The sequence below is a fragment of the Halomicrobium sp. HArcel3 genome (genome assembly GCF_058933135.1).
In genome coordinates, this window is the sequence record NZ_JBZYDN010000008.1 from 101,128 (window position 1) to 126,190 (window position 25,063).

The 25,063-nt window shown below is 67.0% G+C and carries 23 protein-coding genes and 1 other RNA gene; 12 read left to right on the forward strand and 12 right to left on the reverse strand.

Annotated elements, in window-relative coordinates:
* Positions 1 to 100 precede the first annotated feature (100 nt).
* Together AC5FRV_RS17465 and AC5FRV_RS17470 are read left to right on the forward strand one after the other, a co-directional pair.
* Entirely contained in the window at positions 101 to 1,342 is a 1,242-nt protein-coding gene (locus tag AC5FRV_RS17465) for an ABC transporter substrate-binding protein (protein WP_493562364.1), read from the forward strand.
* Complete coding sequence (locus tag AC5FRV_RS17470) at positions 1,339 to 2,577, forward strand: ABC transporter substrate-binding protein (protein ID WP_493562365.1); 1,239 nt, start codon at positions 1,339 to 1,341, stop codon at positions 2,575 to 2,577. Before AC5FRV_RS17465 ends, AC5FRV_RS17470 begins: the two co-directional genes overlap by 4 nt.
* Before the next feature lie 30 nt (positions 2,578 to 2,607).
* Here the strand turns inward: AC5FRV_RS17470 and AC5FRV_RS17475 are convergent, their stop codons facing one another.
* Positions 2,608 to 3,417, reverse strand: a complete 810-nt coding sequence (locus AC5FRV_RS17475) for a TrmB family transcriptional regulator (RefSeq protein WP_493562366.1) — start codon at positions 3,415 to 3,417, stop codon at positions 2,608 to 2,610.
* Between the two features lie 119 nt (positions 3,418 to 3,536).
* Between AC5FRV_RS17475 and AC5FRV_RS17480 the strand changes: the two genes are divergently transcribed.
* Positions 3,537 to 3,875 (forward strand): DMT family transporter, encoded by a 339-nt coding sequence (locus AC5FRV_RS17480; RefSeq protein ID WP_493562367.1) that lies wholly within the window; start codon positions 3,537 to 3,539, stop codon positions 3,873 to 3,875.
* 75 nt (positions 3,876 to 3,950) lie between these two features.
* On the opposite strand, the gene AC5FRV_RS17485 is transcribed toward AC5FRV_RS17480, so the two are convergent.
* Complete coding sequence (locus AC5FRV_RS17485) at positions 3,951 to 4,244, reverse strand: DUF7837 family putative zinc-binding protein (protein ID WP_493562368.1); 294 nt, start codon at positions 4,242 to 4,244, stop codon at positions 3,951 to 3,953.
* Positions 4,245 to 4,308: 64 nt separating this feature from the next.
* Between AC5FRV_RS17485 and AC5FRV_RS17490 the strand changes: the two genes are divergently transcribed.
* On the forward strand, positions 4,309 to 5,214 hold the full coding sequence (locus tag AC5FRV_RS17490; RefSeq protein WP_493562369.1) for a hypothetical protein: 906 nt from the start codon (positions 4,309 to 4,311) through the stop codon (positions 5,212 to 5,214).
* Positions 5,215 to 5,318: 104 nt separating this feature from the next.
* Positions 5,319 to 6,518, forward strand: coding sequence for a hypothetical protein (locus AC5FRV_RS17495; protein WP_493562370.1), 1,200 nt, complete (start codon positions 5,319 to 5,321; stop codon positions 6,516 to 6,518).
* A 30-nt stretch (positions 6,519 to 6,548) separates the two neighbouring features.
* Here AC5FRV_RS17495 and AC5FRV_RS17500 read toward each other — a convergent pair whose 3' ends face one another.
* Both AC5FRV_RS17500 and AC5FRV_RS17505 read right to left on the reverse strand, forming a co-directional pair.
* Positions 6,549 to 7,319 carry an HAD-IIA family hydrolase gene (locus AC5FRV_RS17500; protein ID WP_493562371.1) on the reverse strand — a complete coding sequence of 257 codons (771 nt, stop codon included), beginning with the start codon at positions 7,317 to 7,319 and terminating at the stop codon, positions 6,549 to 6,551.
* Positions 7,320 to 7,402: 83 nt separating this feature from the next.
* Entirely contained in the window at positions 7,403 to 8,644 is a 1,242-nt protein-coding gene (locus AC5FRV_RS17505) for an MBL fold metallo-hydrolase (protein ID WP_493562372.1), read from the reverse strand.
* Positions 8,645 to 8,954: 310 nt separating this feature from the next.
* Between AC5FRV_RS17505 and AC5FRV_RS17510 the strand changes: the two genes are divergently transcribed.
* Complete coding sequence (locus tag AC5FRV_RS17510; RefSeq protein ID WP_493562373.1) at positions 8,955 to 9,767, forward strand: aldo/keto reductase; 813 nt, start codon at positions 8,955 to 8,957, stop codon at positions 9,765 to 9,767.
* Positions 9,768 to 9,799: 32 nt separating this feature from the next.
* Here the strand turns inward: AC5FRV_RS17510 and AC5FRV_RS17515 are convergent, their stop codons facing one another.
* A complete protein-coding gene (locus AC5FRV_RS17515) occupies positions 9,800 to 11,119 on the reverse strand; it encodes a hypothetical protein (RefSeq protein ID WP_493562374.1) in 1,320 nt (439 codons plus the stop codon).
* A complete protein-coding gene (locus AC5FRV_RS17520; RefSeq protein ID WP_493562375.1) occupies positions 11,116 to 11,727 on the reverse strand; it encodes a hypothetical protein in 612 nt (203 codons plus the stop codon). Before AC5FRV_RS17520 ends, AC5FRV_RS17515 begins: the two co-directional genes overlap by 4 nt.
* Before the next feature lie 154 nt (positions 11,728 to 11,881).
* Here AC5FRV_RS17520 and AC5FRV_RS17525 point away from each other — a divergent pair, with 154 nt between their 5' ends.
* The 5 genes from AC5FRV_RS17525 to AC5FRV_RS17545 all read left to right on the forward strand — a co-directional run bounded on the left by AC5FRV_RS17525 (position 11,882) and on the right by AC5FRV_RS17545 (position 17,350).
* Positions 11,882 to 13,318 (forward strand): MATE family efflux transporter, encoded by a 1,437-nt coding sequence (locus AC5FRV_RS17525; RefSeq protein ID WP_493562376.1) that lies wholly within the window; start codon positions 11,882 to 11,884, stop codon positions 13,316 to 13,318.
* Positions 13,319 to 13,412: 94 nt separating this feature from the next.
* On the forward strand, positions 13,413 to 13,928 hold the full coding sequence (locus AC5FRV_RS17530) for an LUD domain-containing protein (RefSeq protein ID WP_493562377.1): 516 nt from the start codon (positions 13,413 to 13,415) through the stop codon (positions 13,926 to 13,928).
* Positions 13,925 to 16,156, forward strand: a complete 2,232-nt coding sequence (locus AC5FRV_RS17535) for an LUD domain-containing protein (RefSeq protein ID WP_493562378.1) — start codon at positions 13,925 to 13,927, stop codon at positions 16,154 to 16,156. The genes AC5FRV_RS17530 and AC5FRV_RS17535 overlap by 4 nt, the downstream gene beginning before the upstream one ends.
* 85 nt (positions 16,157 to 16,241) lie before the next feature.
* Positions 16,242 to 16,445 (forward strand): hypothetical protein, encoded by a 204-nt coding sequence (locus AC5FRV_RS17540; RefSeq protein ID WP_493562379.1) that lies wholly within the window; start codon positions 16,242 to 16,244, stop codon positions 16,443 to 16,445.
* Positions 16,446 to 16,501: 56 nt separating this feature from the next.
* The gene (locus AC5FRV_RS17545) at positions 16,502 to 17,350 is read left to right on the forward strand and encodes an aldo/keto reductase (protein WP_493562380.1); all 849 of its coding nucleotides are present in this window, start codon (positions 16,502 to 16,504) and stop codon (positions 17,348 to 17,350) included.
* 447 nt (positions 17,351 to 17,797) lie between these two features.
* Here AC5FRV_RS17545 and AC5FRV_RS17550 read toward each other — a convergent pair whose 3' ends face one another.
* The 3 genes from AC5FRV_RS17550 to AC5FRV_RS17560 form a co-directional block, all read right to left on the reverse strand.
* The gene (locus AC5FRV_RS17550) at positions 17,798 to 18,076 is read right to left on the reverse strand and encodes a WNWW family protein (protein ID WP_493562381.1); all 279 of its coding nucleotides are present in this window, start codon (positions 18,074 to 18,076) and stop codon (positions 17,798 to 17,800) included.
* 414 nt (positions 18,077 to 18,490) lie between these two features.
* Positions 18,491 to 18,856: RNase P RNA component (gene rnpB, locus AC5FRV_RS17555), an RNA gene on the reverse strand.
* 80 nt (positions 18,857 to 18,936) lie between these two features.
* Positions 18,937 to 19,215, reverse strand: a complete 279-nt coding sequence (locus tag AC5FRV_RS17560; protein ID WP_493562382.1) for a glutathione S-transferase N-terminal domain-containing protein — start codon at positions 19,213 to 19,215, stop codon at positions 18,937 to 18,939.
* A 291-nt stretch (positions 19,216 to 19,506) separates the two neighbouring features.
* On the opposite strand from AC5FRV_RS17560, the gene AC5FRV_RS17565 reads away from it, so the two are divergent.
* Positions 19,507 to 20,265 carry a hypothetical protein gene (locus AC5FRV_RS17565; RefSeq protein ID WP_493562383.1) on the forward strand — a complete coding sequence of 253 codons (759 nt, stop codon included), beginning with the start codon at positions 19,507 to 19,509 and terminating at the stop codon, positions 20,263 to 20,265.
* 48 nt (positions 20,266 to 20,313) lie between these two features.
* Here AC5FRV_RS17565 and AC5FRV_RS17570 read toward each other — a convergent pair whose 3' ends face one another.
* The 3 genes from AC5FRV_RS17570 to AC5FRV_RS17580 form a co-directional block, all read right to left on the reverse strand.
* Entirely contained in the window at positions 20,314 to 21,471 is a 1,158-nt protein-coding gene (locus tag AC5FRV_RS17570) for a nicotinate phosphoribosyltransferase (protein ID WP_493562384.1), read from the reverse strand.
* Positions 21,472 to 22,188: 717 nt separating this feature from the next.
* Positions 22,189 to 23,619: an Hvo_1808 family surface protein gene (locus tag AC5FRV_RS17575; RefSeq protein WP_493562385.1), complete on the reverse strand. Its 1,431-nt coding sequence runs from the start codon at positions 23,617 to 23,619 to the stop codon at positions 22,189 to 22,191.
* A 79-nt stretch (positions 23,620 to 23,698) separates the two neighbouring features.
* Positions 23,699 to 25,048 (reverse strand): Hvo_1808 family surface protein, encoded by a 1,350-nt coding sequence (locus tag AC5FRV_RS17580; RefSeq protein WP_493562443.1) that lies wholly within the window; start codon positions 25,046 to 25,048, stop codon positions 23,699 to 23,701.
* Positions 25,049 to 25,063: the final 15 nt, after the last annotated feature.

The following is a 25,063-nucleotide window of genomic DNA, read 5'->3' on the forward strand; positions in this document are numbered from 1 at the left end:
TAATCCTCTTGTTAACAGTTTTGATCCGGGCCGGATCTCTTCCGATTAGGCCTACCTAAAAACCGGTAGCTCTTTAGTCCTTTAGGTGGGCCTAAATCGTATGCGAGACCAGACAGACAGCACCCGTCGACGGTTCCTGACCGGCGCGAGCGTCGCGCTCGGGACGGCCGTCGCCGGCTGCAGCCAGGGTGGTGCCAACGATGCGTCGACGCCGACGGCGGACGACACCGCGAACGGCGAGACGACGACCGAGACCCCGACCGCCTCCCAGACGTCGACCGACGGTTCCTACACCGCCTCGCTCTCGCCGGCGGGCGACGTGACGTTCGACGCCGTCCCCGAGAACGTGTTCACCGTCTTCCCGCAGTACCTCGACATGGCCGTCGCGCTGGGCCACGGCGACGCGGTCAACTCGGTGTACGTCCCCGAGATGTCCGGGACGACGATGAACCACTACTACCACCACCTCGACGGCGTCTCCGTCGAGTGGGAAGGGCTGCGGGATCCGCTGGCCGACGGGCTTCCCAGAGAGCTCCTCTACGAACTCGATAGCGACGTTCACCTCGCCGACCCAGCGTGGGTGTCGACGCAGGACGGCTGGAGCCAGTCCGACGTCGACGAGGTCGACTCCCAGCTCGCCCCCTGGTTCGGGAACTTCTACAGCGGGACCAACGAGTCGCCGCCGAAGGGCTACGACGACTACCAGTACTACACGCTGTGGGAACTGTTCGGGAACGTCGCCGACGTGTTCCAGGAGCGCGAGCGGTACGAAGCCCTCGCGCAGGTCCACACCGACCTCGTCTCGACGATTCAGGCCGACCTGCCGCCCGAGGAGGAGCGGCCCACCGCCGTCCGGGTGACGCTCTCGGGCGACGGCGAGTCCTTCTGGACCTACCACCTCAACAAGCCGGGGTACTGGCTGGCCGACACTCGCCCGCTGGGCGCCAGGGACGCCTTCGCCGAGGAGGACTGGAACGGGCTGTGGGGCACCGTCGACTACGAGGCGATGCTGGAGGCCGACCCGGACGTCATCCTCCACCTCTGGGGGATGACGCCCAACTACAGCATGGCAGACACGCGCGAGACGCTCGAATCCAACTCCGCGGGCCAGACGCTCAGCGCCGTCGAAAACGACCGTGTCTACCCGGCGGGGATGCGCTATCAGGGCCCGATCATGAACCTCTTCCAGATAGAGATGGGCGCCAAACAGCTCTACCCCGACGTCTTCGGCGAGTGGCCCGACTACGAGGACGGCCAGCACTACCCCGAGATTCCCGAAGAGGAGCAGCTATTCGACCGCCAGCGACTCGCGGACATCGTCAACGGAGACAACCGATCATGACTGACGACGGCACCGACACGACCGGCGCACCGACGCGACGAGAGACGATCAAGTACGGCGGGGCGATAGTCGCCAGCGGCCTGCTGGCCGGCTGTTCGGGCAGCGAGTCCGCGCCCGCGACCGACGACGCCTCGACGGCCACCGAGACGGGGACCCAGCGAGCGACCGAGACGGCGGCAGAAACGGACACCGAAGCCAGTTCGTACTCGGTGACCATGTCGCCCGTGGGCGAGGTGACCTTCGAGTCGCCGCCCGAGACCGTCTTCACGCGGCTCACTCACCACGCCGACATGGCGTTCGCGCTCGGCCACGGGGACGACGTCACGGCGATGCACGCGCCGGACTACTACGACGGTCTCTGGAACCAGTACGTCGAACGGCTCCCCGGCGTCACGCTGGACTGGACCGGGCTGTACTCCTCCTGGCAACCGAGCAAAGAGAAGCTGTACCAACTCGACAGCGACGTCCACCTCGCCGACCCCGCGTGGATCACCCAGCAAGAGAGCTGGGACCGCGCGGACGTCGACGAGATCGCCGAGAACGTCTCCCCGTGGTTCGGCAACTCGCTCAGCGACATCCACCGCGAACCGACCGGCGAGTGGGCCGACGACTACGAGTACTACGGCCTCTGGGAGCAGTTCGAACTCGTCGCCGAAGTGTTCCGCGAGCGAGCGCGCTACGAGGAACTCGCCGCCGTGCGCGAGGAACTCCGCTCGACGATCGACGCCGACCTCCCGGCCGAGTCAGAGCGCCCGACGGCGGTGATGATCGCCGCCGCCGACATCCAGGAGATCTACACGTACACGATGAACACGCCGGGGTTCCTGACGGCACACACCCGTCCGCTTGGGCCCCGCGACGCCTTCGAGGGGACCGTCGAGAGCAACTCCGTCGTCGACTTCGAGGCGCTCCTGGACGCGGACCCCGAAGTAATCCTCCACCTCGGTGGGATGGAACCGAACACGAACATGGCCGACCGCCGCGTCGCCTTCGCGGAGGACCCGGTCGCGTCGGAGATCACGGCCGTGAAGAACGACCGCGTCTACGCGCAGGGCGCCCGCTACCAGGGCCCGGTCCTGAACCTCTTCCAGCTGGAGATGACGGCCAAACAGCTCTACCCCGACGTCTTCGGCGAGTGGCCGACCTACGAGAACGGCCCGTATCCCGAGATTCCCGAGGACGAGCAGCTGTTCGACCGCCAGCGAGTCGCCGGCGCGATCAACGGCGAGTTCTGAAGGCGCTCGCTCGCGATCCTGGCAGACCGTTCAGTCGTCGCCGGCGACCGCGGGTTCGACCGGATCCGCGGCCGCCCAGGCCTCGCGGAATCGGTCTTCGAGCCGGTCGGCGAGGTCGTCGTCGCGCACCAGCACTGCCCCCAGCCGCTCGCCGTCGGTGAACGGCGTCGGGACGCTGAGATACGCCGCCTCGCGGTCCAGCACGTCGTAGGTGAGGTTGATCCCGGTCGTCGTTCGGACCGCGAAGTCGGGCGCGTCGGCGACGGCTCGCGCCAGCTGGTCGGTCGGCGTCCGGTCGATAAGTTCGGGCGTCGTCAACAGTTTCACCTCCAGGTCGGTCCGAACCAGGTCCGCGTAGGCCGCTATCTCTTCCCGGTAGGCCTCCGGCGCGGCGCCCTCGTACGGCGCGGCGACGACCGACAGGAGCGTCTCCTCGGCGGCGTCGAACTGCTCACCCATCCCGGCGACGGCGTCGCCGCTCCCGATCGGGATCGACCAGAAGCGACTCTCGCTCGGGACCGCGGTCGAGAGTTCGGCGCTCACGTCCGCCGCTAGCTGTTCGTACCTGGCCCGTTCTTCCCGGAGGTCAGCGCGGCGTTCGTCGAGCAGTCGGTCGACCGCCTCGTCCGGGTCGATCGCCGCGTACCGTCGCGGTTCGGCCCCGGCCCTGACCTCGACCAGGTCCCGGGCCGCGAGCGCGTTCAGCACGTCGTAGACGCGCCCCTTCGGGACGTCGCTGGTCTCCGAGACCTGCTGTGCCGTCGCGGGGCCGAGCGTGAGCAGGGCGCGATAGGCCTGCTCCTCGTAGCTGGAGAGACCGAGTTCGGTCAGGTCGCTCATCGACACCATCGGCTCGGCCCAGTGACAAGAGTCTGTCCGACCAGGAGCTGTCAGAAAACATATCTGAAGTCCCCGTCCGTTTGGAACCGGTTTTCCACACCGCACGAGAGCAATCCGGCATGCGCCCGTATCTCGCACTTGCACTCGCCATCGCGTCGGAACTCGCCGGAACGACGGCGCTGAAGTACTCCGACGGGTTCACGAATCCCCTCCCGAGCGCCGTGGTCCTCGTCGGCTACCTCGGCGCCTTCTACCTGCTCAGTCTCACGCTCCAGGACCTCGACCTGGGGCTGGTCTACGCGACGTGGGCCGCCGTCGGCATCGTCGGCTCCGTCGCCATCGGCGTGGCGCTGTTCGAGGAGTCCCTCGACCTGGCCGGCGTCGTCGGCGTCACCCTCGTCGTCGCGGGCGTCGTCGTCCTCAACGTCTTCTCCGAGGCGTACACGCCGGCCCACTGAGCGCTCGGAGTCGGATCTGAGACCAGCGCCGTCGCTCGTGACGGTTCGGTTCGAAAGGGGAACGGAGACGACCGGTCAGGCGGGCTCGGGATGCACCACGTCGCCGCACGTGGGACACTCGGCGAAGGCCGCCGGACCGTCGGTCGTCTCGTACTCGATCAGGAGTCGATGCGTTGGCACGGCCTCGCCACACCGCGGGCACGTGCCGGCAGCCGATGGAGACGTAGACACCGAAATCACCTCGTCGGAGGACTGGAGCGTGTTGTATGATTGGGGAACGTTCTCGCCCTCCACCAGTAGCTCTCGTCGGGATGGGTATAATACTCGGCCAAGCGCGGTGAAAGTGTAATCGACGGGCGACAACGGCATCCCGGAAAACGGGCGTTGCCATCGCGTCCCTCCTCACCGTTCGACACGATACGGGCCCTTATGGTTGGGTTTCACCAATCTCTGCCACAACTGGGTGTGGTACGCTATGGGTGTGGATAACCGCGGGTGTCGCGAGCAGGAGGACCGTCGGAGTGGCATCTCTCGCCGGAAGGTTCTCGCTGGGAGTTTAGCGACGATCGGCGGAAGCTCGAATCTCGTCACTGCGACGACGAAGGCTGAGTTCCAGAGTGCCGATTCGGCATCCAGTGATGTGCAGATAGCGGAGCTCAACGTAGCCCTCCAGGATAACAGTCGTTTCTTAGAAGACGTTCAGTACCAGATTATCTACCAGGTGGTGATGGAAGAAGGGTTCGACGGAATCGAGGTTACGGTGGATAACACGTCGGGCGACTCGACGACGTATCCACGCGACGCGGCCGACGGGCAGGAAGGAGTGATTCAACACACTGCCGATGGGGGAGCGTATTTCGATACGTTCGAGTTTTCGTTCGAAGTGAGCGCCGCCGGAGCCGGTGATTCGAACCCGGTCATGACGGAAACCCTCACTGATTCGCCGGATGGTACGAATCCACCGGGGGACGACATGGGTGGGTCAGACGACCCGACACTCGAATCGTTCACTGTAACGGATCTCAGTAACGGGGACGACGGGACCCGATACGACGTCTCGTATCAGGTCGCCGACTCAGACGGGTTCGATGGCGAGGTCCAGGTTCACTTCGAGAGTACCAACGGGTTTTTCGGGTTCCTCTACCCCGAGGGGAACCAGACGATATCGAACGAGACCGTCGACAGCGGGGCCGTGTCGTATCCTGACGACGGTCAGACCTATCCCAGGTGGGGACCGTTCGCTATCACTGTCGAAGTCGTCAAGGACAACGGCATCGTCGTCGATTCGGGGACCCTTACCGACGAACCCGACGGGAACGGAACCTCGTGGAGCGCGTGATTGGCTCATCCGCCGAGTAGATTAGTCAATTGACTCGTTCGGGAATCGGCCACGTCGCTTATATATCTGAATTACCCTCTATTCTGTACGAGTTCGCCGCATCCATGGGTGGGAAGAAACGCCGATTCGACTCCGAGAAGCCTGCCGGGAGCGATATCTCTCGGCGGAAGTTCGTCGCCGGGAGTTTATTGCTCGTCGGCGGGAGCTCGATGCTGGTCGACGGCAAAACCACCGCAACGTTTCGAGACAGTCTTTCCGCGAGCGGAACGGTCGCCGTCGATGGCAACCCGACGCTGAACTATCAGATTCAGGACAAATCCAAGAATAACAACGCGGAGTATCAGATAGTATTTCAGGTAAAATGGGTTGCTAACTTCGACCGGATCGAGATCGACGTCGAAAACATCGACAACCCAAACATTACTGGAGATACGTTTACGCGGACCGGGGTAGAGGGCATGATTTCCTATCCCAGGGGCGGGGGTAGTGATGGTGGGGCAATGGGTGAACGTTATCAGTTCACATTCAGAGTGTACAAGCAGGGAACCACTGCCCCGATCATTACGAAGCAGACGATCGATGACGCAGGCGGGAGTGGTTCCAGCAGTGGAGAGTTCGGCAATGCGAACAGTCCTAAATTAGACTGGGTCCTCGTAGAGGATACTACCAAGAACAACAACGGTAACTACACAGTATATTATCAGGTTTCGAATCTCGATACCTTTGGGCAAGTTCGAGGACGATTTCGCGACACCAGCGATAGTTGGGCTACGGACACCGACCTGAGCCCGGATTCTCCCACCGGGAGCCTCAGTTACAATGAAGGAGGGACTGAAGACGATTCGTTCGAGATAATTGTCGAAGTGGAGAACCAGAACGGGCTTGTTGTTGACGATGTCACGATTCAGGATGATGCCGATGGTATCGATCCGTCGGGATACGGTGACTCGACTCGTTCCGACAGCCCTCAACTCGAGGCTTTCACCCTCAACGACACCACCGAGAAGAACACCACCAACTACACTGTCTCCTATGAAACTTCGAACACCGAGCGGTTCGGTGGAGCCAGAGTTACGTTCGAAGACACGCAGAAGGATTCAGCTACCGAAGTGAAGACTACCGGTCCAAATGATTCGAACGGCACCGTCGAGTACAGTACCGGTGGAACTGGTGGTCACCCATTCGAGATTACCGTTGAAATTCTTGAGACACGTAATGGAACTACGTTCCCCGTCGATGCAGGAACCCTCGAAGATACTTCTGATGGCGGTTCCACGAAGACCTGGCCTGAGGACGCTAACTGAGTAACTCGACAGTCTGTATCACGCTCTGGTCTACGTGAGAAGCGTGGCGAGACTTTCCACAGTCGCTACGGGAGTCACTCCGACTTCATCCAAACTCCCCGCCCCCACGTCGCCGCCAGTCCCAGTCACAAGAATCCCGTCGATACCGGCGGCCTCGGCACCCACCAGGTCAGCCTGCGGATTGTCGCCGACCATCACTGTCCGCTCTGGCGGCAGTCCCTCCATCGCGATTTCGAACAGTCTGGCCTCGGGCTTGCCGACGACGGTCGCCTCGGCGCCGGTGGCCGCCTCGATGGCCGCGACGGTCGCGCCGGTTCCGGGGGCGATACCGTCCGACGTTGGGTACCAGCCGTCGGCGTTGGCGGCGACGAGGTCGGCGCCCTCCTCGTATATCAGCTGTGTCGCCCGCTTGAGATCTGCATAGGCAACGGTATCGTCGTGGCCCACCACGACGGCGTCGACGTTCTCGTCGCGGACCGCGATGCCGTGGTCTCGAACCATCCCGGCGAACCCCTCACCGCCGACGAGCGAGACCGCCTGGACGCCCCGTTCGGCGAGGTATTCGGCGGTCGCCCAGGCGGCGCTGACCACGTCGTCCGGGTTTGCCTCGATTCCGAACCCCCGGAGGTCCTCGACGAGGGCCTCCCGGCTGGCCCTTGAGTTGTTGGTCACGAACCGGACGGTCTTCCCGCGGTCCCGCAGGTCCCGAATCGCGTCGACCGCGCCGGGGACTGGCGAGTCGCCGACGTGGACCACGCCGTCCATGTCGACGAGGAACGCGTCGTACTGGTCGACGAGCATCTACTCCGGCGAACGGGAGCGACCGCAAAGAGTGGACCGACTGCGGGGTTCCCGGTTCGCGACGATTCCGGTCCGCGAGTCGCTCAGATGGTCACCGTCTCCCCCAGCTCCGGCGCCGCCGCGTCGAAGCCGTCCTCGCGCAACTCCTCGGCGAAGGCCGCGGTGCGGTCACCGTGGTTGAGGAGTACCGGCGTGTCGCCGTACGAATCGAGGAAGGAACGCAGGCCGTCTCGGTCCGCGTGCGCGGAGAAGTCGTACAGTTCGACCTGGGCGCTGACGGGCATCCGGCGGCCGTCGATCTCGGCGCTCCCGGTGTCGAGCAGGTCCCGACCCGGCGTTCCCTCGACCTGGTAGCCCGTCATCGCTATCTTGTTCACCGGGAGTTCACGAATCGCCGGGACGTAGGTCATCGCCGGGCCGCCAGAGAGCATCCCCGAGGTCGTGATGATGACCGTGTTTTGCTCCGCAATTCGCCGGCGCTGGCCGTCTCGACCGTCGACGAAGCGGGCGTGGGAGGTCGCCCGCTGGAGCGCGTCGGCGTCCCGGAGGAAGTCGGGGTGGCGCCGGAGGAGTTCGGTGACGCGCGTCCCCATCCCGTCGACGTAGCACTCGACGTCGTGGGCCGCACAGACCAGCATCATCTCCTGGGTCCGGCCGATGGCAAAGGCGGGGACGACGACGGTTCCGCCCTCCCAGATGGTCGTTTGCAGTGATTCGACGAACCGTTTCTCGACGCTGTCGCGGTCCTCGTGAGAGACGTCGGAGTACGTCGACTCGCAGACGACGGCGTCGGCGTCGGGCCGGTCGGTGGTGCCGGCGACGAGTCGTTGATCGTCGGTGTGGAAGTCGCCGGTGTAGAGGAGGCGCGTCTCGCCGTCGTCGACCAGCACGTGGGCGCTTCCCGGGATGTGGCCCGCGTCGAAGAACGTCACCTCGTACCCCGCGACGGAGAACGACTCGTTCTCGCCGTAGCCGTGAGTGTGGGAGACCTGGCTCATCCGCCGGACGTCGGTCACGGTGAAGGGACACTGCATCGTCCCGCCGTGGAGCTTCAGGGTGTCCTCGGCGAGCGTCGTCGCCAGGTCACGCGTCGGTGGCGTCCAGTGAATCTCGGGGAGGTCCTCGCCCCTGGACATGAGCGACGGCACCGCGCCGGCGTGGTCGAGGTGGCCGTGCGAGACGACGACGGCCTCGGGATCCACGTTCCCGACGGGGTACTGCGGAGGCGACTCGCTGGCCATCCCGTAGTCGAGCAGCAGCGATCCGTCGACCAGGACGGCGCTCCGACCGATCTCGTCGGCTCCGCCCAGGAACTGGACCTCCATCGACCGTTCGTGGTCGCTCCAGGGGTTTTCCTCCGTCGATTCTCGCTAGGAGTGAGAATAGCGATGGCGAACGCCAGCTGATCTTCCGCAAACGACAAGAAAGCCCCGACCGGTTCGAGTCGGGTGGCTCGCTGCGCGCGCTCCCGGTGGTCGCGTGCTTGCGTCGCCAGCCTTCCTCGAACCGGTCGCCCCTTTCAGTCCCGCCCGGACGTTGATTGAACGGGTTCGGTACTCTCGGTGGTTGTCACGGTCGTGCCCTTCAGACCGGGAAACGGCGCGCACTTTTCACGGCAGAGTGCTAAAGACTGACATGGAGTACGAGACCGCCCGCGGCGTGCGGGTGCCGGCCGTCGGCCTCGGGACCTACGAGCTACGGGGGCGGGCAGGGGTACGGGCCGTCAGGCGCGCGCTCGACCTGGGGTATCGCCACCTCGACACGGCGGAGCTGTACGAGAACGAGACGGCGGTCGGGACGGCGCTGGGGGAGTCGCCGGTCGACCGCGAGGCGGTGTTCCTGACGACGAAGGTGTGGAAGACCAACCTCGCCCGCGACGACGTGCTGGCGTCGGGTCGCCGGAGCGCGGAAAAGCTCGGGGTCGACACGATCGATCTGCTGTTGATCCACGCGCCGAGTCGCTCGATCCCGATCCCGGAGACCATCGGGGCGATGAACGACCTGCAGGCCGAGGGAACGGTACGCCACGTCGGCGTGAGCAACTTCTCGGTCGACCAGTTGCGGACGGCGATGGATGCCTCCGAGACGCCGATTCTGACCAACCAGGTGGAGTACAACCCCTACGAGGACCGGTCGGCCCTCCTCGAGTTCTGTCTCGAACACGACGTCCTGCTGACGGCGTACAGCCCGCTGGGCAAGGGGAAGGTCGCGAAGGACGGCACGCTCATGGAACTCGGCGAGCGCTACGGGAAGACGGGCGCCCAGGTCGCACTCCGCTGGCTCGTCCAGCAGCCGAACGTCGTCGCCATCCCCAAGGCCGGCGGCGAGGACCACCTCCGGGAGAACCTCGACGTCTTCGACTTCGCGCTCACCGACGACGAGATGACGACGGTGGCGGAACTCGGCGGCGGACCGCTCGACCGGTTGCGCTCGCTGCTCGATTTCTGAGCGGGCGCTCCGACGCTCGGGGTATCGCCCCGCTAGTCCGGGCCGGTCGCCTGCAGTCGCTCGGCGACGAACGCCGTCGCCGCCGGCACCGCACGCGCCTGGGCCTCGGCGTGGAGAACCTGGACGAACACGCGCTCCGGTCCGCCGTAGAACTGCGATTCTCGCACGCGCCGGTGAGCAGCGCGGAGCGACAGGAGGGCCGGGTCGGCGATTTCGATGGCGAGTGCCTGCGGCTCGGCGTCCCACGCGGCTTCGAGCGCGTCGATAGCCCGGTCGGTGTGACGCTCGATGTCGTCTACAGTCGGGTACTCCCGGTAGTTCCCGTCCTCGACGGCGTCGACGACGGCCTCCAGCGCGCCGGCCGCGACGAACCCGTGCCCGGCCGCGAGGACTGCCGTCGCGGGGTCGTGGCGCTGGCCCGCTTCGTCCACCTGCTCACGCCGCCACTCGACCGTTCGCGATGCGTCCCTGAACACCGTCTCCGCCGGCGTGTCCGAGAGGTCGGCGTCGAACGCCTCGTCCGGTTCGACGTCGAGGTACTCCTCCAGGTCGCTCGTGGTGGACGAGAGGGACCGGTCGAGTCGCGAGGCGGCGCTCGCGAGGCGCTGTCGGTACCCGGTATCGGCGTCCACGCTGCTGCGGTACTGCTCGCGCAGCCGGCCGGCGTCGGTGGCGGTGGCGATGGCCCCGTCCACGGTCCCGACGACGTCGCCGGCCTGGAAGACCGCTTCGTCCGGCTTCGTCGGGAACGGTGAGTTCGTGTGTAGCTGCCCGCGACACGTCTGTACGTAGTCCTCCAGCGTCGCGTGGACGACCGCCGCGTCGATAACGTCTGTCGCCCGGTACGCCCAGTCGGCTTCGAAGGCGGCCAGTCGCGACCTGCCACGCTCGCCCAACGCGTCGACGTCGCTCCGGTCGATCCCTCCGGTCGCAGCGAGGTGCGTCCCCATGACGGCCGCCGCCTCCTCGCGGCGGTCCCGCCACGTCTCCAGCCGGTTTCGCGGACGACCAGTGGCGTCCTCGTCCAGTGCCGACGCGGCCGCCGCGCGCTCGTCGGCGACTCGCGAGGCGATGACGCCGTTCGGGTATCCGGGCTCGGCGGGGACGGCGTCGACGTACTCCCGGCCGCGCTCGCGATGGTGGTGCTGGAGGGCCGCCGGGATACCGACCGGGAAGGCGTCCGGTTCCAGCAGGTCCGCGACGGGCGCGAGCGCGCGTTCGACGGCCTCCCTGTCGTAGTCGGGCCGATCGTCGGTCTCGTCGCCGAACGCCGGGAGTCCCGAACAGCCAGCGAGCGCGGCGAGTCCGGCGCCGCAGCCGGTGAGGAGCCGGCGGCGAGTCGGGTCGGTCATCGCCCATCACGCCCGTTCGCGAGGGTGACGTTGGCGTCGAACGGCTCGGGGCGAGGCGGCCGGGAGCACGAACTGCTCATCCCCGAGCCCATGCCGCTGTGGTTCTCCCCGGTGAACGGGAGCCTGATGGCGTAGCCGGCGGTGTGTTCGGCGTCGGTCTCGCACTCGACGTCGACGGGCCGGAGGTCGCGACAGAACTGCGCGCTGGGGCCGTTCCGATCGACATCGACGTGCCGGAGCTCCACGGTGTAACACGCCGGGACCGACTGTGCGAACAGGTATATCGACCGCTCCTCGAAGTCCGTGGCGGCGCTGAACTCACGGAGCGCCCGGGCCGCTGGCACGTCGGCGAAGGTCAGTTCCTCCAGGTCCTCCGTGCTCTTCAGGTGGTGGTAACCACCGGCGTGGCCGTCCGGGAACTCGTCGTGGCGGGTGAACAGGGCCGCACCGTCCTCGTCACGCACCCCCTTGACTTCGTAGTTCTCCACGCGTCGTTCGAACCGGTCGGGCGATCCGTCGCTGCTGTCGGTCCCCCGACACCCGGCGAGCGCGGCTGCGAGGCCGCCAGCGAGTGTCGAGAGGGTCTGCCGTCGGGACCAGTCGGGCATTGGCGTGGGTCGCTCCCGCGAGTGCAAACCTCTTTCCACTCGGCTGCAGGGTGTCGACCGCGCAATCTCGTCTCTGATACCGGTGTCTGCGTCCTGTGTGCCGTCTAACCGGCAAATTTATGGTTGGTAACGGAAACGATACCGGCAACTACCAGTGTTTTCGCTCAATCCCGTCCGTCTCGCGCTCGGCCTCGTCGGGGCCGTGCTCGTCCGGGCGGGGCTCATCGAACGCGCGCGGGTCGAACACTCGCTCGACCTGGCGTCTCCACGAATCGTCACCGGCCTGGCCCGGATGTCGAAGTCGACGGCCGACGTCGCGATGGTCGGGATAGCGCTGGGTCCCGCCGCAATCGCGGGCGTGGGCTACGCCGCGCCGTTCTGGGGCCTCGCGTTCGCGCTGGGCGGCGGCGTCGCCGGCGGGACCATCGGCCTCGTCTCCCAGCGCTTCGGCGCCGGCGCCCACGAGGAACTCGCCCAGTCTGTGAAGGTGAGCGTGGCGCTCGCGGTGGCTATCACGCTTCCCATCACACTGCTGTATGCCCTGGTGCCGGGCTTCCTAGTCGACCTCATCGGCTCCGGCGCGTCGGCGACCGCCTTCGGGACGGACTACCTCCGCGTCGTCAGCGTCGGCGTCCCGTTCGCGGCGCTCAACCTCGTCGGCAGTCGGACGCTCGTCGGGGCCGACGACGCCTGGTCGCCGATGATCCTGCGGGGCGGTGGCGCCGTCGTCAACATCGTCGTCAACGCCGTCCTCATCTTCGGCCTGGGGATGGGCGTCGTCGGCGCGGCCATCGGCACAGTCGTCGCCAACGTCCTCGTCACGACGGGGTTCGCCGTCGGCCTGGCCCGCGGGCACCTGCCCGGCGTCGGCGAGTTGCCCGTCCGAATACCGCTCTCCGGCCCCCACCTCGACCGGGACCTGTTCGGGGACCTCCGCAAGATGTCTGCGCCGCTCATCGCGACGAACCTCGCTCGCAGCGGCGGCCAGTTCCCGAAGATATTCATCGTCGGTCTGTTCGGACCCAACGTCGTCGCGGCGTACGTCGTCGCCATGCGCGTCCGCGGGCTCATGGATACCCCGAACTGGGGGTTCAGTATGGCCTCGTCCAGCCTCGTGGGCCAGGCGCTGGGCCAGGACGACGAGCGCGAGGCCGGCGCGTGGGCCAGCGACATCATGCGGTTCTCGCTGGCCGCCTACGCCCTCATCGCCGTCGGCGTCCTCGTCTTCGTCGACCCCATCGCCCGGGTGTTCGTCGACGAACCGGCCATCCTCCCGCTCGTCACGACGTTCCTCTCCGTCGCGGCGGTGAGCATCCTCTTCAACGGGGTCTACGGCGCTTCGACGGGTCCACTGCGGGCGAGCGGCGACACCCGGTGGCCGATGTACGCCCAGCTGGCCGGCCTCTACCTGTTCACGCTCCCGATCGCCTACCTCGGCGCCGTGACCTCGATCGGAATCGCGGCGCTGTACGCGGCCATCGTCCTGGAGATGGCCGTCCCCGCGGCGATAACGTACTACCGCTACCGCAGCGACACCTGGAAAGTCGTTAGCCGCGACTACCGCCCCGACGCCGCCGCCACGACCGACTAGGCGCCGTCTCCTCGCCGTCCTCGCCACGTCGGTGCTCCGCCGGCCTCGCCGCCGCACGCGTTAAGTGACCGAACCACCATGTGACACCAGAACAGTGGCCACTTCGCTCACCCGCTTCGAGGACGCGCTGGTCGACCACGACTGCGATGTCACGCGGACGTCGGTCGCGGAGTTCGACGGGGCCCTCGCCGACGCCGTCCGGGAGCCGGCAGTCGGCGTGGCGCTGGACGATCAGGACCTGTCGCTGCCCGCCGCCGTCGAGACCGACCCCACGCCCGCACAGCTCCAGGCCGCCGCTAGCGGCGTGACGCCCGTCGCCTTCGCCGTGGCAGACCACGGGACTGTCGCGATTCCCTCGACGGCGACCGCCGTCGAGCCCGTGAGCCTCTACCCGGACCGCCACGTCGCCGTCGTCCGCGAGGCGCAGGTCGTCCCCGACACCGACGCCGCCTTCGACGAACTCGGTCCGGCGCTGGCCCGAGAGCGTGACTCGGTGATCATGGCCACCGGCCCGAGCGCGACGGGCGACATGGGCGCGCTCGTCCAGGGCGTCCACGGTCCGAGCGAGGTCCACGTGGTCGTCGTCGAGTCGGAGGTGACTCAGTCGTGAGCAGGTCCGACGACCGGCAGGCGAAAGCGGCCCACATCCGCCACCTGCTGTCGACCGAGTCCGAGACCATCCACGAGAACACCGGTCACATGAACAGCGAACGGTACCGGGCCATCGAAGGGTTCGACTACGACGCCCTGCGAGACGAGGCCCGGGCGATCAAGGAGGACGCCATCGCGCGCCTGCCGGAACTGATCGACCAGGTCAGAGAGTCCGTCGAGGAGAACGGCGGCACCGTCTACGTCGCCGACGACGCCGACGACGCCAACCGCTACGTCGAGGAGGTGATGGCCGACCGGGACGCCGAGACGCTGGTCAAGAGCAAGTCGATGACCACCGAGGAACTGGACCTCAACGACCACCTCGGCGACGCGGGCTACGACGTCTTCGAGACCGACCTGGGCGAGTTCGTCATCCAGGTCGCCGAAGAGGCGCCCTCCCACATCGTCGGCCCGGGCCTCCACAAGTCCAGCGAGGAGATAGCGGACCTGTTCAACGCTCACTTCGATCCGGAGGAGGAGCTGGCAACGGCCCAGGACCTGACCCGCTTCGCCCGCGACTACCTCGGCGAGCGCATCCGCGAAGCGGACGTCGGGATGACGGGCGCGAACTTCGTCGTCGCCGAGAGCGGGACCATCGCACTGGTCACCAACGAGGGCAACGCCCGCAAGTGCGCGGTGACGCCGGACACGCACGTCGCCGTCGCCGGCGTCGAGAAGATACTGCCGACCGTGGCGGATCTGCAGCCTTTCTCCCAGATAATCGCCAAGGCTGCCACTGGCCAGGACGTCCCGCAGTACTTCTCGTTGCTGACGCCGCCCGTCGACTCGCCGACGCTGGACTTCGACGAGCCGGACGTGCCCATCACCGAACAGTCCGGCGGTGGAGTGGAGGGGGACGGAGGCGGCAGTGACGACAGGGACTTCCACCTCGTGCTCGTCGACAACGGCCGCTTCGCCATGCGCGAGGACGACGAGCTACGGGAGACGCTGTACTGCATCCGCTGTGGCGCCTGTGCCAACTCCTGCTCGAACTTCCAGCACGTCGGCGGCCACGCCTTCGGCGGCGAGACCTACACCGGTGGGATCGCCACGGGCTGGGAAACCGGCGTCCACGGCCTCGACAGCGCCGGCGAGTTCAACGATCTGTGTACCGGTTGCACCCGCTGCGTCGACGCCTGCCCGGTGAACATCGACATCCCGTGGATCAACACCGTGGTCCGGGACCGACTCAATCGGGACGAAGCGCCATCGGAGTTCGACTTCCTCGTCGAGGGGCTCACGCCCGACGAGGAACCGGGCGGGCTGGACCCCCAGAAGCGCCTGTTCGGTAACGTGGACACGCTGGCGAAACTCGGGTCGGCGACGGCGCCCGTCTCCAACTGGGTCGCGCGGACGCGCCCCGCCCGCCTGCTGATGGATCGGGTCGCCGGGGTGGACCCGCGCCGGGACCTGCCGGCGTTCCGCCGGGACACGCTGCGGAAGTGGGCCGCGGATCGCGAGACGATCGCTCCTGCCGACGCCGAGCGCCAGGTCGTGCTGTACCCGGACCTGTACACGAACTACGTCCAGGTCGAACGCGGCAAGGCGGCGGTCCGAGTGCTCGAAGCGCTGGGCTGTGCGGTTCGCGTCCCGGATATCCCGGCCTCCGGCCGCGCGCCGCTCTCCCAGGGGATGGTGTCGACGGCGCGCGAGCGGGCCGAGGCGGTCAGCGAGGCCCTCGCCCCTCACCTCGACGCCGGCCGCGACGTGGTCGTGGTCGAGCCAAGCGACGCCGCGCTGTTCCGCCGCGAGTACGAGCGCCTGCTGCCCGACGAGGAGTTCGACCGGATCGCTGGCAACTCCTACGAGATACTGGAGTACGTCTACGGCCTGCTGGAGAACGGCGCCGACGCCGACGCCCTGGCCGCTGGTGAGGGACAGTCCGTCTCCTACCACAGCCACTGCCAGCAGCGGACGATGGATCTGGCGGTGTACACCGAGGCCGTCTTATCGGACCGGGAATTCGACGTCCGGACCTCCGACCAGGAGTGCTGCGGGATGGCGGGGAGCTTCGGCTACAAGAGCCAGTACTACGAACTGAGCGTCTCCGTGGGTGCGGAACTCGCCGACCAGTTCGCCGACGCCGAGCGCGTCGTCGCCTCGGGCACCTCCTGCATGGAGCAACTCGACGACCTGCTGGGGCCGACGCGCCATCCCGTCGAACTGCTCGACCCGGCCGCCGAGTAGCGCCGTGCGTCGCCGGCAGCCCGTCTGGACCAAACCACTTTGGGAATACCCCTATCGTACGCAGCGGCGTACCTGTCGGTGTCCAATGTCTGACGTTACGAGCCGCCCCGTAGACCGGCACACGTCCCAGCTGACTGTCGGAGCGCTCGCGTTCCTGAGTGCGGGACTCTCGGTCGCGATTTACGCGGTGAGCGGCGAGTGGCCGGCCGGGTTCTGGGGCCTCGAAGCCGTCTTCTTCCTCGTCCTCGGAGTCGTACTGGTCGGGTACACCCTTGCCGCTCGGCTGTAGCCGACGGATCGCCTGGTGACCAACGCTCAAGGGCGTCCAGCCCGTCGTCTGCGACGATGGCTACCGAGAACCAGAGCGACACGTTCGACGTCGGCGGGGAGTTGACCGTCCACCGGCTTGGCTTCGGCGCGATGCGACTCACCGGCGAGGACATCATCGGCCCGCCCGACGACGAGGACGAGGCACGCGACGTCCTCCGCCGGGCCGACGAACTGGGCGTCGACATCGTCGACACTGCGGACTCCTACGGCCCCGGCGTCTCCGAGCGCCTCATCGGCGAGGCGCTGGACACCGACCGCGACGACCTCGTCGTCGCGACGAAGGCCGGACTCCTGCGGAACACGGACGGTGACTGGAAGCCTCTCGGCGACCCGGACTACGTCCGCAACGCCGTGCTCGCCAGCCTCGACCGTCTGCAGACCGACCAGATAGACCTGTACCAGTTCCACCGCCCTGACCCGGACACACCCTTCGAGGACTCTGTCCAGACCTTCGCCGAGCTGAAGGACGAGGGGCTGGTGAACCACGTCGGCCTCTCGAACGTCTCCGTCGAACAACTGGAGACCGCCCGCGACATCGTCGATATCGCCACCGTCCAGAACGAGTACAACGTCGGCAATCGCGAATCGGAGGACGTCCTCGAAGCCTGCGAGGAGTACGGTATCGGCTTCATCCCGTGGTTCCCGCTCGGCGCCGGCGATCTCGGCGAGAAGGAGGAGGTCGTCGCGGACGTCGCCGAGAGCCACGACGCGACCGAGTACCAGGTCGCGCTCGCCTGGTTACTCCACCACTCCGACGTCGTCCTGCCAATCCCCGGAACCTCCAGTATCGACCACCTGGAGGAGAACGTCGCCGCCTCGGCCATCGACCTCTCCGCGGACGAGGTGGCCCGGCTAACCGAGTGACGGCGCCGTCACTGATTTGTTAGCAACCGTTCATGTTACGGTATCGCATATCACATAAACATTCATTATGATACGGTACGAAGAAGAACGTGTATGGCGACACGCCAGTCGACATCGACGTATCACACGTGCAGCTGTGGTGAACGATTCGACACCACGGACGAGCTCCTCGAGCACGCACGGGACGAACACGGGCTGTCGGTATTCTAGACGGCTGGCGGGTGGAGGGCGCGCGAAGCGCGCCCTCGGACTTGCGAACGGCGACCAGCGGGAGCCGTGAGCAGGGAGGTCTGAACGCAGTGAAGACCTCCGAACGAGCGAGCGGGGAACGGAGTGACCCGCGAGCAGGAAGGTTCCGACCGCAGGGAGGAACCTTCGGACACGTGAACGGCGAGCAGAATTCTCTCGCCGGTCCGTTATCGGACGGAGAACGGCCAGCGCGACGGCCTACTCCACCAGGTCCTGGCGGACGTGGAAGCGCTCGTACCCGCCGTGGGAGAGTTCGAGCGCGTTCATCCACCAGTTCCACCGCTGGGCGAGCGAGTGGTCGTCGGGGGCGTCGGCGAGGTTCGCCAGGACGTCGTCGACGGTCAGGTCGAAGCCGAAGTCCTCGGTGATGCGTTCGGAGTCGGCCAGGTCCTGGACCTGGCGGGCGACGACGCGACGCGTCTCCTCGTCTGCGTCGTACTGGTCGGCGAACTCCGATTCGAGGCGCTGGCGGTCCACACGTCATTCAGGGCGCGGATCCTAATCAACGTGTGGGCAGTGATAGCAGGAAAATCGCACGAGAAACCGATACCGGAGGTACCGTAGCGAACAACCCGAAAGCTCTGGCCGCTTCGAGTCCCGGGCCTCGCTGTGCTCTTCGGACTTCGTCCTGCGGTGTTGGCTTAGTCCGGGTTCCTCGAAGCGGCCGCCCCTTTCAGTCCCACCTATCGGCGAATTGATCGGGATAAACGGGCGGACTGAAAGGGGCCGTTGGCTCTGTGGTGCCCCGACGAAGCAAGCACCGAACGAAGTGAGGCGCGCAGCGAGTCGCGGCCCCAGAGCCAACGGGGACTTTCGGGTTGTTCGCTGTCACAGTTATTGCCGTTCTCACGACAATACAGAAGAGAACGTAGTTACTCGCGCATCGAAAGCGGCTGAGGGGAGTAAGCCCCCTTCTGTTCGGCCCGGCATTCGGCTGAGCGTCCGCGCCCACGCGCCCGAAGGCGCGGGAACCGGGCTACCTGTCGGCGCGGACTTGCACCAGTGAGGATTCGCCGTTCCATCCGTTCTCCGCAGTCAGTCCTCGGTGGGTTAGCTCCCCGTCTCTTATCGGCCGAAGCCGCGTCGGTCCGGGTTCGCGCACCTCATCGGTCCTGCGGAGCGGTCTCGTTTCTGTTCCATAGCCGACGGTCTCCCGCCCCGGACTTGCGTCCGGTCACCTGCCCGGCTGGTGGGGGGACTTTCCTCATCGCCCTAGCGCATAGCGGTCCGGGCGACGGAGGCCGGGCTCCCTCTGCCGAGTCAGTCTAGTAAATCCGGGAGAATAAGGCGTTCGGTCCGGCGCACGCCCGGAACGTCATCCCGTCGGGATCAGGACATCACTCCCGTCGCGAGCCGGCGTAGCGGTCTTCGACGTAGTCGACGACGTCGTCGCTCCCCAGGAGAGTCTCCCCGTGCTGGTGGTCGACGAGGAAGGGGATCTGGTCCTCCCCGGCGACGGCCTCCATCTCGGCCTGGACCTGCTCGTTCAGGACTTCCCCGCCCTCGTTGCCGGGTCGGCGCGGGTTGTGGACGACGTAGGACAGCCCCAGGTCGGTCATCGTTTCGCGAACCGTCTCGGAGTGGGGACAGCCCTCGGCCTGGTAGAGTTCGAGCATGGCGGTGGAGCGTACGGCCGAACGGCCCTTTGGCGTGTTCGCCGGGTGGCCGTCAACTACTCCGGTTCGTCGGGGTCCGTCGCCGTCTCTAGACGGTCGATAAGTCCCCCGATCGTTGGCCGAGACAACTCGATATCGGCGCTCTTCGCGGGTATTGCGGGCGTCGCGGCCACGCCTGAGCGTCTCGCCTTAGCTGCCGTTTATTCCCGCGAAACCGTCTTCAGGGTATAACCGTCGTCCGGGGAAGGGTCGACTATGGACGAGAAGCGTCAGTTCACTCGACGCGGAGCCGTGCGAACGATCGGTGGCGTCGCGCTGGCCGGCCTCGCCGGTTGCGGTGCGTTCGGCGACGGCACCGCCGACGAACCGACGGACGCGTCGTCCGGTTCCCCCACAGACGCCGAGACGACGACCGATACGGCGACCGAGAGCGGAACGCCGTCACGGAGCGAGACGGAGACTGGAACCCAGGACGACGGCAACGGACACACGGAGAGCACGCCGTCGGTCGACGTGACGTTCGTCGAGAACCCGACGCAGGTCCACGCCACGCTCGTCGAGGCCACGTCCGCCCCGGACGACGAGGTGCTCGTCGGCTTCCGCCTCGAGGACTCCTCGTTACCGTTCACGACGGAGGTCTACCCCGCGGCCGAGGACGCCACGGTCCACGACACCGAGACCTACGACACGCAGGACCTCTCGGACGTGCCCCTCGTTCCGGATCAACCCGAGGCCCTGCCGACCGTCGACACCGAGCACGAGGACGTCCACTACGGGACGACGCCGGTCGGCGAAGCGCTCGCAGTGACCCTCGTCGCTCGGCACGACGGCGACCGGGACCTCGACTGGAGCGCGTGGGAGCGGACCGGGCATCCGTACGACGGCCACCGGGAGACGGACCCGTACCTCTCGGTGGCCTGCTACTGCGGCGGCGAGAACTACACCGCACCGGCTGGCGGCACCTGGGCCCGCGTCATCGCGGTCACGCCGACCGACCGCGTCGAGGCCGGCACGACCGTCGCCGTGAACTGGACGTCGAGCAGACTGTAGACCCGCTCTCTCACGCCCACTCGTCGCTTTCACACCCTCTCGTCGCTTTCACACCCACTCGTCGCCGAATCCCACCAGTTCCGCGTCCATCCGTGCCCGCTCGCTGGCCTCGTCGACGTCGAACTCCCGGACGATCTCGCCGTCGCGGATCAGCGGTTCGAGCAGCGCCTCTCCGTCTTCCGGGCCCTCCCGACTCGCGAGGCCGACGTGGTGGCCGCCGTCCGGCGTGCGGTACACCTCCTTCTTCCCGGTCAGCTTCCCGCGCTTGGCCGCGGGCTCGCCGTCGAGTTCGACGATGTCGAGCGCGAAGTCCAGCGGGTCGGCGTTGCTGACGTGGCTCCCGACGCCGAAACCCTCCACGACGTCGCGGAGGTCCCGGAGTTCGGCCGGGCCGAGGCCGCCACTCGCGAAGATGCCGATATCGTCGTGGCCGTGGGCGTCGAGCGTCCAGCGAACCTCACGCAGGATGTGGCGGAAGTCGCCCCGGCGAGACCCCGTCGTGTCGATCCGGATGCTGTCCAGGTCGTCGATGGTCGCGGCCGCCCGGAGCGACTCGTCCACTTCGTCGGAGTAAGTGTCACACAGCGCGACGCGGGGGACGTCCGGGCCGACGCCCTCGTCGAAGGCGGTCCAGGCGTCCTCCTGGTTCCCGCGACCGAAGGCGATTACCAGGGCGTGGGGCATCGTCCCGCTGGCTTCCGTTCCGATGATCTCCCCGGCAGCGACGTTGGAGATGCCGTCGAGGCCGCCGATCAGCGCCGAACGCTCGACGACGGCGCCAAGCGACGGGTGGACGTGCCGGGATCCGAAGCTCAGCACCTGCGAGTCGGGGGCGGCGCGTCTGACTTCGAGTGCACTCGTCGCGATGCCCGTGGCGTGGGAGAGGAATCCGAGGAGGGCAGTTTCGAGCCGACAGAACTCCAGGTACTCGCCCTCGATTCGCATGACTGGCCCGCCGTCGAACAGCCGCCCCTCTCGGACGGCGTCGACGTCCACGTCGTACCCGGCGAGGAGATTTGCGGCGTCCTCGACTCCCGCGAGGAGATTCCACTCGCCCGTCGGGAACTGGTCGGCCGTCACCTCCGCGACGACGTCCGGATTTTTGCCCGCGTGTTCCAGCGCCTCGACCGTCCGGTCGAAGTAGGCGTCGGTCGCCCGCCCCTCCGCGATAGCTTCGGGCGGGACGACGTCGAATGCCTGGTCCATACCGCCGCTTAGCCCGCCTGTGAGAAAAAAGGGACCTACTCGGGCGTTGCTTGCTGGGTTTGCTCATGTGAGGTTGACTGTGGAGGAGTGACCGGATGAACAACTTCGCCCCGATCGCGAGCAGTCAAGAAAGTCACTGCCAAGAAGTTGAAAGCCCTCGGCGCGCTCGACTCGTGCGACTCGCTGCGCTCCTCACTCCGTTGCGGTGCTTGCTTCGTCGGACTTCGTCGACCCCGCCTCGCCCTTTCAGTCCTCCAGGCCAGCGTTGCTCGCGCCACAGGGGCGCTCGCGGTTGACTCCCCATCCCTCCCCGGTCGCGCCTGGCGGCGCGACACGCTTCCTTCTGCAACCGCGCGGTGGTCGGCCGGGAGCGCGTTTCATCGCGCGACCCACCGAAAGACTCGGCACACCTCGTCTTTCGAGCCCACACTCGCTTCGCTCGCGTGGAAGGGGAAGGGAAGGGCTGCGGTGCTGTGCTGACCTGGTGTCCTGCTGAGCGAAGCAAAGCAGGGCTCGGAAGACGAACGGAGTGAGTCTTCCGGTGGACTGAAAGGGCGAGGTGCGGTCGGCGAAGCACGGACCCGCAAGCACTGGAACGAAGTGAAGCGCGCAGCGGCGTCCGCGCGAGTCGAGCGTGCCGAGGGCTTTCGACCTGTTGGCGGTAGTCGTCTCGTGTGCTGGGGATTGTGGATATTCTCGCCCGATCCAGTATCTCACTCACTCCTCGACAGGCGCGTGAATCTCGGACAGGTCCGAACGCGCCGGCGCGTTGACGATGGTGACGGTCGTCCCGTCCCGACTCACGCGGAAGGCGTCGCCGTAAGGGTCGGATTCGGGCAGGACGTACACGTCCTGTCCTGCGCTCGCGTTGGCCCGGTCGGCGAGGATGGACCGGTAGGCGTCGTCGAACTCCCGGGCGTCCTGTTCGGTGTCCCACTCCAGTTTCCAGACGTAGCCGTACGCTTCGGACTCGCTGCTCTCGTTGGCGTCGACGGTCCCGTTGTGGTAGGGCACGAGCGCGTCACCCGCCCACCCGGCAGAGGGGGCGGCGGAGTAGTTCCGGGTGCCGTTCAGGGCGCCGTTGTCGTAGAAGGTCACGTAGAGGATGGATTCGCCCAGCGTCTGGGCCACGGGCTCGTGGTCGAAGCGGGACCACTCGTCGGTCGAGCGGTCCTCGACGGTGACGTTCACCGGCTCATCGTCGGGGTACTTCTCGGCGTGGATCACCTGCTCGGTGCTCGCGGGGTAGTTCCCGTGGAGATCGTTCACGGCGTCCCAGCCACCGTCGTCGTGGACGCCCTCGACGAACTCGGGGCCGATCCGGTAGGGCTGGGCGAACGTCAGCATGTAGCCCTGGTCGATATCCGGACCGTTCTCGCAGTCCGGGAGGAACTCACAGACGAGCATCTCGCTGAGCTGGACGAACGCGTCGAAGTCGAGCCCCTCACCGACCGATCCCGCACAGGACCAGTTGTGGCCACAGCGATCGACGTAGCGCGACTCCACGGCGTCGGCGTCGCCCTCGATGACCATCGTCCGGGCGCGCGAGCTGTCGCGGACGGCGGGGTCCCCGGAGAGGTCGAACTGCTGGTCCTGGACGGCGTGGGTGAGTTCGTGAGCCAGCGTCGCCGTGTCGAGAGTCTCGTTGCCGACGACGACGATTTCGCCGGACGAGGGATCGTAGTAGCCGGCGACGGCCTCCGAGGAGACGCTCTGGCGGGCCTCGGACGGCGAGGTGTCCTCTCCGAGGATGAGCGCTGCCTCCCACACCTGGGCGTGGTAGGCGTCGTGGCGCGCCGAGAGGCTGTGATTGCCCGTCCCGCGCTCGCGGTGTTCGGCCTGGCTGACCAGTTCGACGGAGACGTCCTCCTCGAACTCGAGGTCCCGGATAACCTCGATGCGGGCCATCGTCCGCGCGGCGACGGCCTCGATCTCGGACTCGTTGTAGCCGTCACTCTCGTTGATCGATACGGGGTCGTCGTGCCAGTAGCCGTCCTCCCAGCCGAGCCGATCCGACTCGGGGTCCGGTCGCTCGACGTGGGTGACGCCGTCGCCGCCGTCCGACCCGGACTGGCAGCCGGCAAGCGCGAGGAGGACGGCGAGACAGCACAGGAGCAGGAACCGTCTCGTGGGGCGTGGGAGGCGCATTCGCTAGACTCCTCTCGCCGAACGCTTCAAAAAAGTTTCACCATCGCGGCGGCCGGCGGGAGTCGCTGGAACGTGTGGCTCATCCGCTCCTCGCGTGAATCTCCGACAGGGCCATCCGGGACGGCGCGTTGACGATGGTGACGCGCTGGCCGTCCCGGACCACGCGGAAGGCGTCGCCGTAGGGGTCGGACTCGGGCAGGACGTAGACGTTCTCGCCCGGTCGTTCCGCGGCGCGTCCCTCCAGGATGGACCGGTAGGCCGACTCGAACTGGCGGGCGTCCCGTTCGGTGTCCCAGCGGGTCTCCCAGACGTAGCCGTAGCCCGCGGCGTCCGCCCCGTCGCCGGAGCCGTTGTGGTAGGGGACCAGCGCGTCGCCCGCCCAGCCAGCCGACGGCCGACTCTCATACTCGTACACCTCGTCGCGCGGGACGTTCACCTCGCCGTGGACGGCGAGCATCCCGTAGATGGACGCTTCGCCGACGGTGTCCGCCACCGGGTCGTGGTCGAAGCGGGACCACTCCGCCGACGAGCGGTCGGCCACGGTGACGTTCGCTGGTTGCTCGTCGGGGTACGACTCTGGGTGGATCACCTGTTCGGTGCTGTTCGGCGGTACGTCGTAGAGGTCGGTCACCGCGTCCCAGCCGCCGGATTGGCGAACCTGGTCGACGAACGCCGGCCCCGTCGCGTAGGGCTGGTAGATGACCAGGAAGACGCCGTCGGTGGCCTGGCCACCGCTCGATGCCCCTCTCGGCGGCTTCTCCAGGCACTGCCAGCGGCCGCTGTCGCAGCGATTCCTGTACTGCGCCTGCACGTAGTTCGCTTCGCCCTCGGTGACCGACTGGCTGGCGAGCTGTCGGTCCTGCGTCGGCGGACTCCCGGCGAGGCCGCCCTCCTGGTCCTGCAGCGCGTGGACGAGTTCGTGTGCCAGCGTCCCCCGGTCGATGGTCGGCGTCTCCGAGTCGCTGACGATGACGATGCTGTCGTTGCCCGGCGCGTAGTAGCCCTGGACGGAGCTGTTGAACGTGTCGCCGAAGGCGTCCTCGACCTGGCGGTCCTCGCCCACGAGGAGCAGCCCCTCCCAGACCTGCTCGTTCCACGGGTCACCCGAGACGCCGAGCCCGGTCGAGCGGTTGCGGTACTCGTCGCGGCTGATCACCTCCAGGGTGACGTTGCCCTCGAACTCCAGGTCGCGGATCTGTTCGACGCGGGCCATCGTCCGGCCGAGCACGGCCTCGCGCTCGCTCTCGTTGAGCCCGTCCTCGGTCGTCACGTCGACGGACTCGTCGTACCAGTAGCCGTTCTCCCAGCCGACCTGGTCCGTCGCGGGGTCCTGTCCCAGTGGCTGGTGGACCGCGCTGTCGAGGCCGCCACAGCCGGCCAGGACGGCCAGGACCGCGACGCCGACGAGTATCAGTGAGCCCCTGCGCATCTGGGGCCGCCTGCT

Excerpts from the sequence above, each read along its gene's own strand:
- AC5FRV_RS17480 (WP_493562367.1), top strand. The coding sequence starts at position 3,537 with ATGCGCCCGTATCTCGCACTTGCACTCGCCATCGCGTCGGAACTCGCC.
- AC5FRV_RS17540 (WP_493562379.1), top strand. The coding sequence starts at position 16,242 with ATGTCTGACGTTACGAGCCGCCCCGTAGACCGGCACACGTCCCAGCTG.
- AC5FRV_RS17470 (WP_493562365.1), top strand. The coding sequence starts at position 1,339 with ATGACTGACGACGGCACCGACACGACCGGCGCACCGACGCGACGAGAG.
- AC5FRV_RS17545 (WP_493562380.1), top strand. The coding sequence starts at position 16,502 with ATGGCTACCGAGAACCAGAGCGACACGTTCGACGTCGGCGGGGAGTTG.
- AC5FRV_RS17475 (WP_493562366.1), bottom strand. The coding sequence starts at position 3,417 with ATGAGCGACCTGACCGAACTCGGTCTCTCCAGCTACGAGGAGCAGGCC.
- AC5FRV_RS17505 (WP_493562372.1), bottom strand. The coding sequence starts at position 8,644 with ATGGAGGTCCAGTTCCTGGGCGGAGCCGACGAGATCGGTCGGAGCGCC.
- AC5FRV_RS17580 (WP_493562443.1), bottom strand. The coding sequence starts at position 25,048 with ATGCGCAGGGGCTCACTGATACTCGTCGGCGTCGCGGTCCTGGCCGTC.
- AC5FRV_RS17575 (WP_493562385.1), bottom strand. The coding sequence starts at position 23,619 with ATGCGCCTCCCACGCCCCACGAGACGGTTCCTGCTCCTGTGCTGTCTC.
- AC5FRV_RS17500 (WP_493562371.1), bottom strand. The coding sequence starts at position 7,319 with ATGCTCGTCGACCAGTACGACGCGTTCCTCGTCGACATGGACGGCGTG.
- AC5FRV_RS17515 (WP_493562374.1), bottom strand. The coding sequence starts at position 11,119 with ATGACCGACCCGACTCGCCGCCGGCTCCTCACCGGCTGCGGCGCCGGA.
- AC5FRV_RS17510 (WP_493562373.1), top strand. The coding sequence starts at position 8,955 with ATGGAGTACGAGACCGCCCGCGGCGTGCGGGTGCCGGCCGTCGGCCTC.
- AC5FRV_RS17465 (WP_493562364.1), top strand. The coding sequence starts at position 101 with ATGCGAGACCAGACAGACAGCACCCGTCGACGGTTCCTGACCGGCGCG.
- AC5FRV_RS17495 (WP_493562370.1), top strand. The coding sequence starts at position 5,319 with ATGGGTGGGAAGAAACGCCGATTCGACTCCGAGAAGCCTGCCGGGAGC.
- AC5FRV_RS17520 (WP_493562375.1), bottom strand. The coding sequence starts at position 11,727 with ATGCCCGACTGGTCCCGACGGCAGACCCTCTCGACACTCGCTGGCGGC.
- AC5FRV_RS17570 (WP_493562384.1), bottom strand. The coding sequence starts at position 21,471 with ATGGACCAGGCATTCGACGTCGTCCCGCCCGAAGCTATCGCGGAGGGG.
- AC5FRV_RS17560 (WP_493562382.1), bottom strand. The coding sequence starts at position 19,215 with ATGCTCGAACTCTACCAGGCCGAGGGCTGTCCCCACTCCGAGACGGTT.
- AC5FRV_RS17485 (WP_493562368.1), bottom strand. The coding sequence starts at position 4,244 with ATGCCGTTGTCGCCCGTCGATTACACTTTCACCGCGCTTGGCCGAGTA.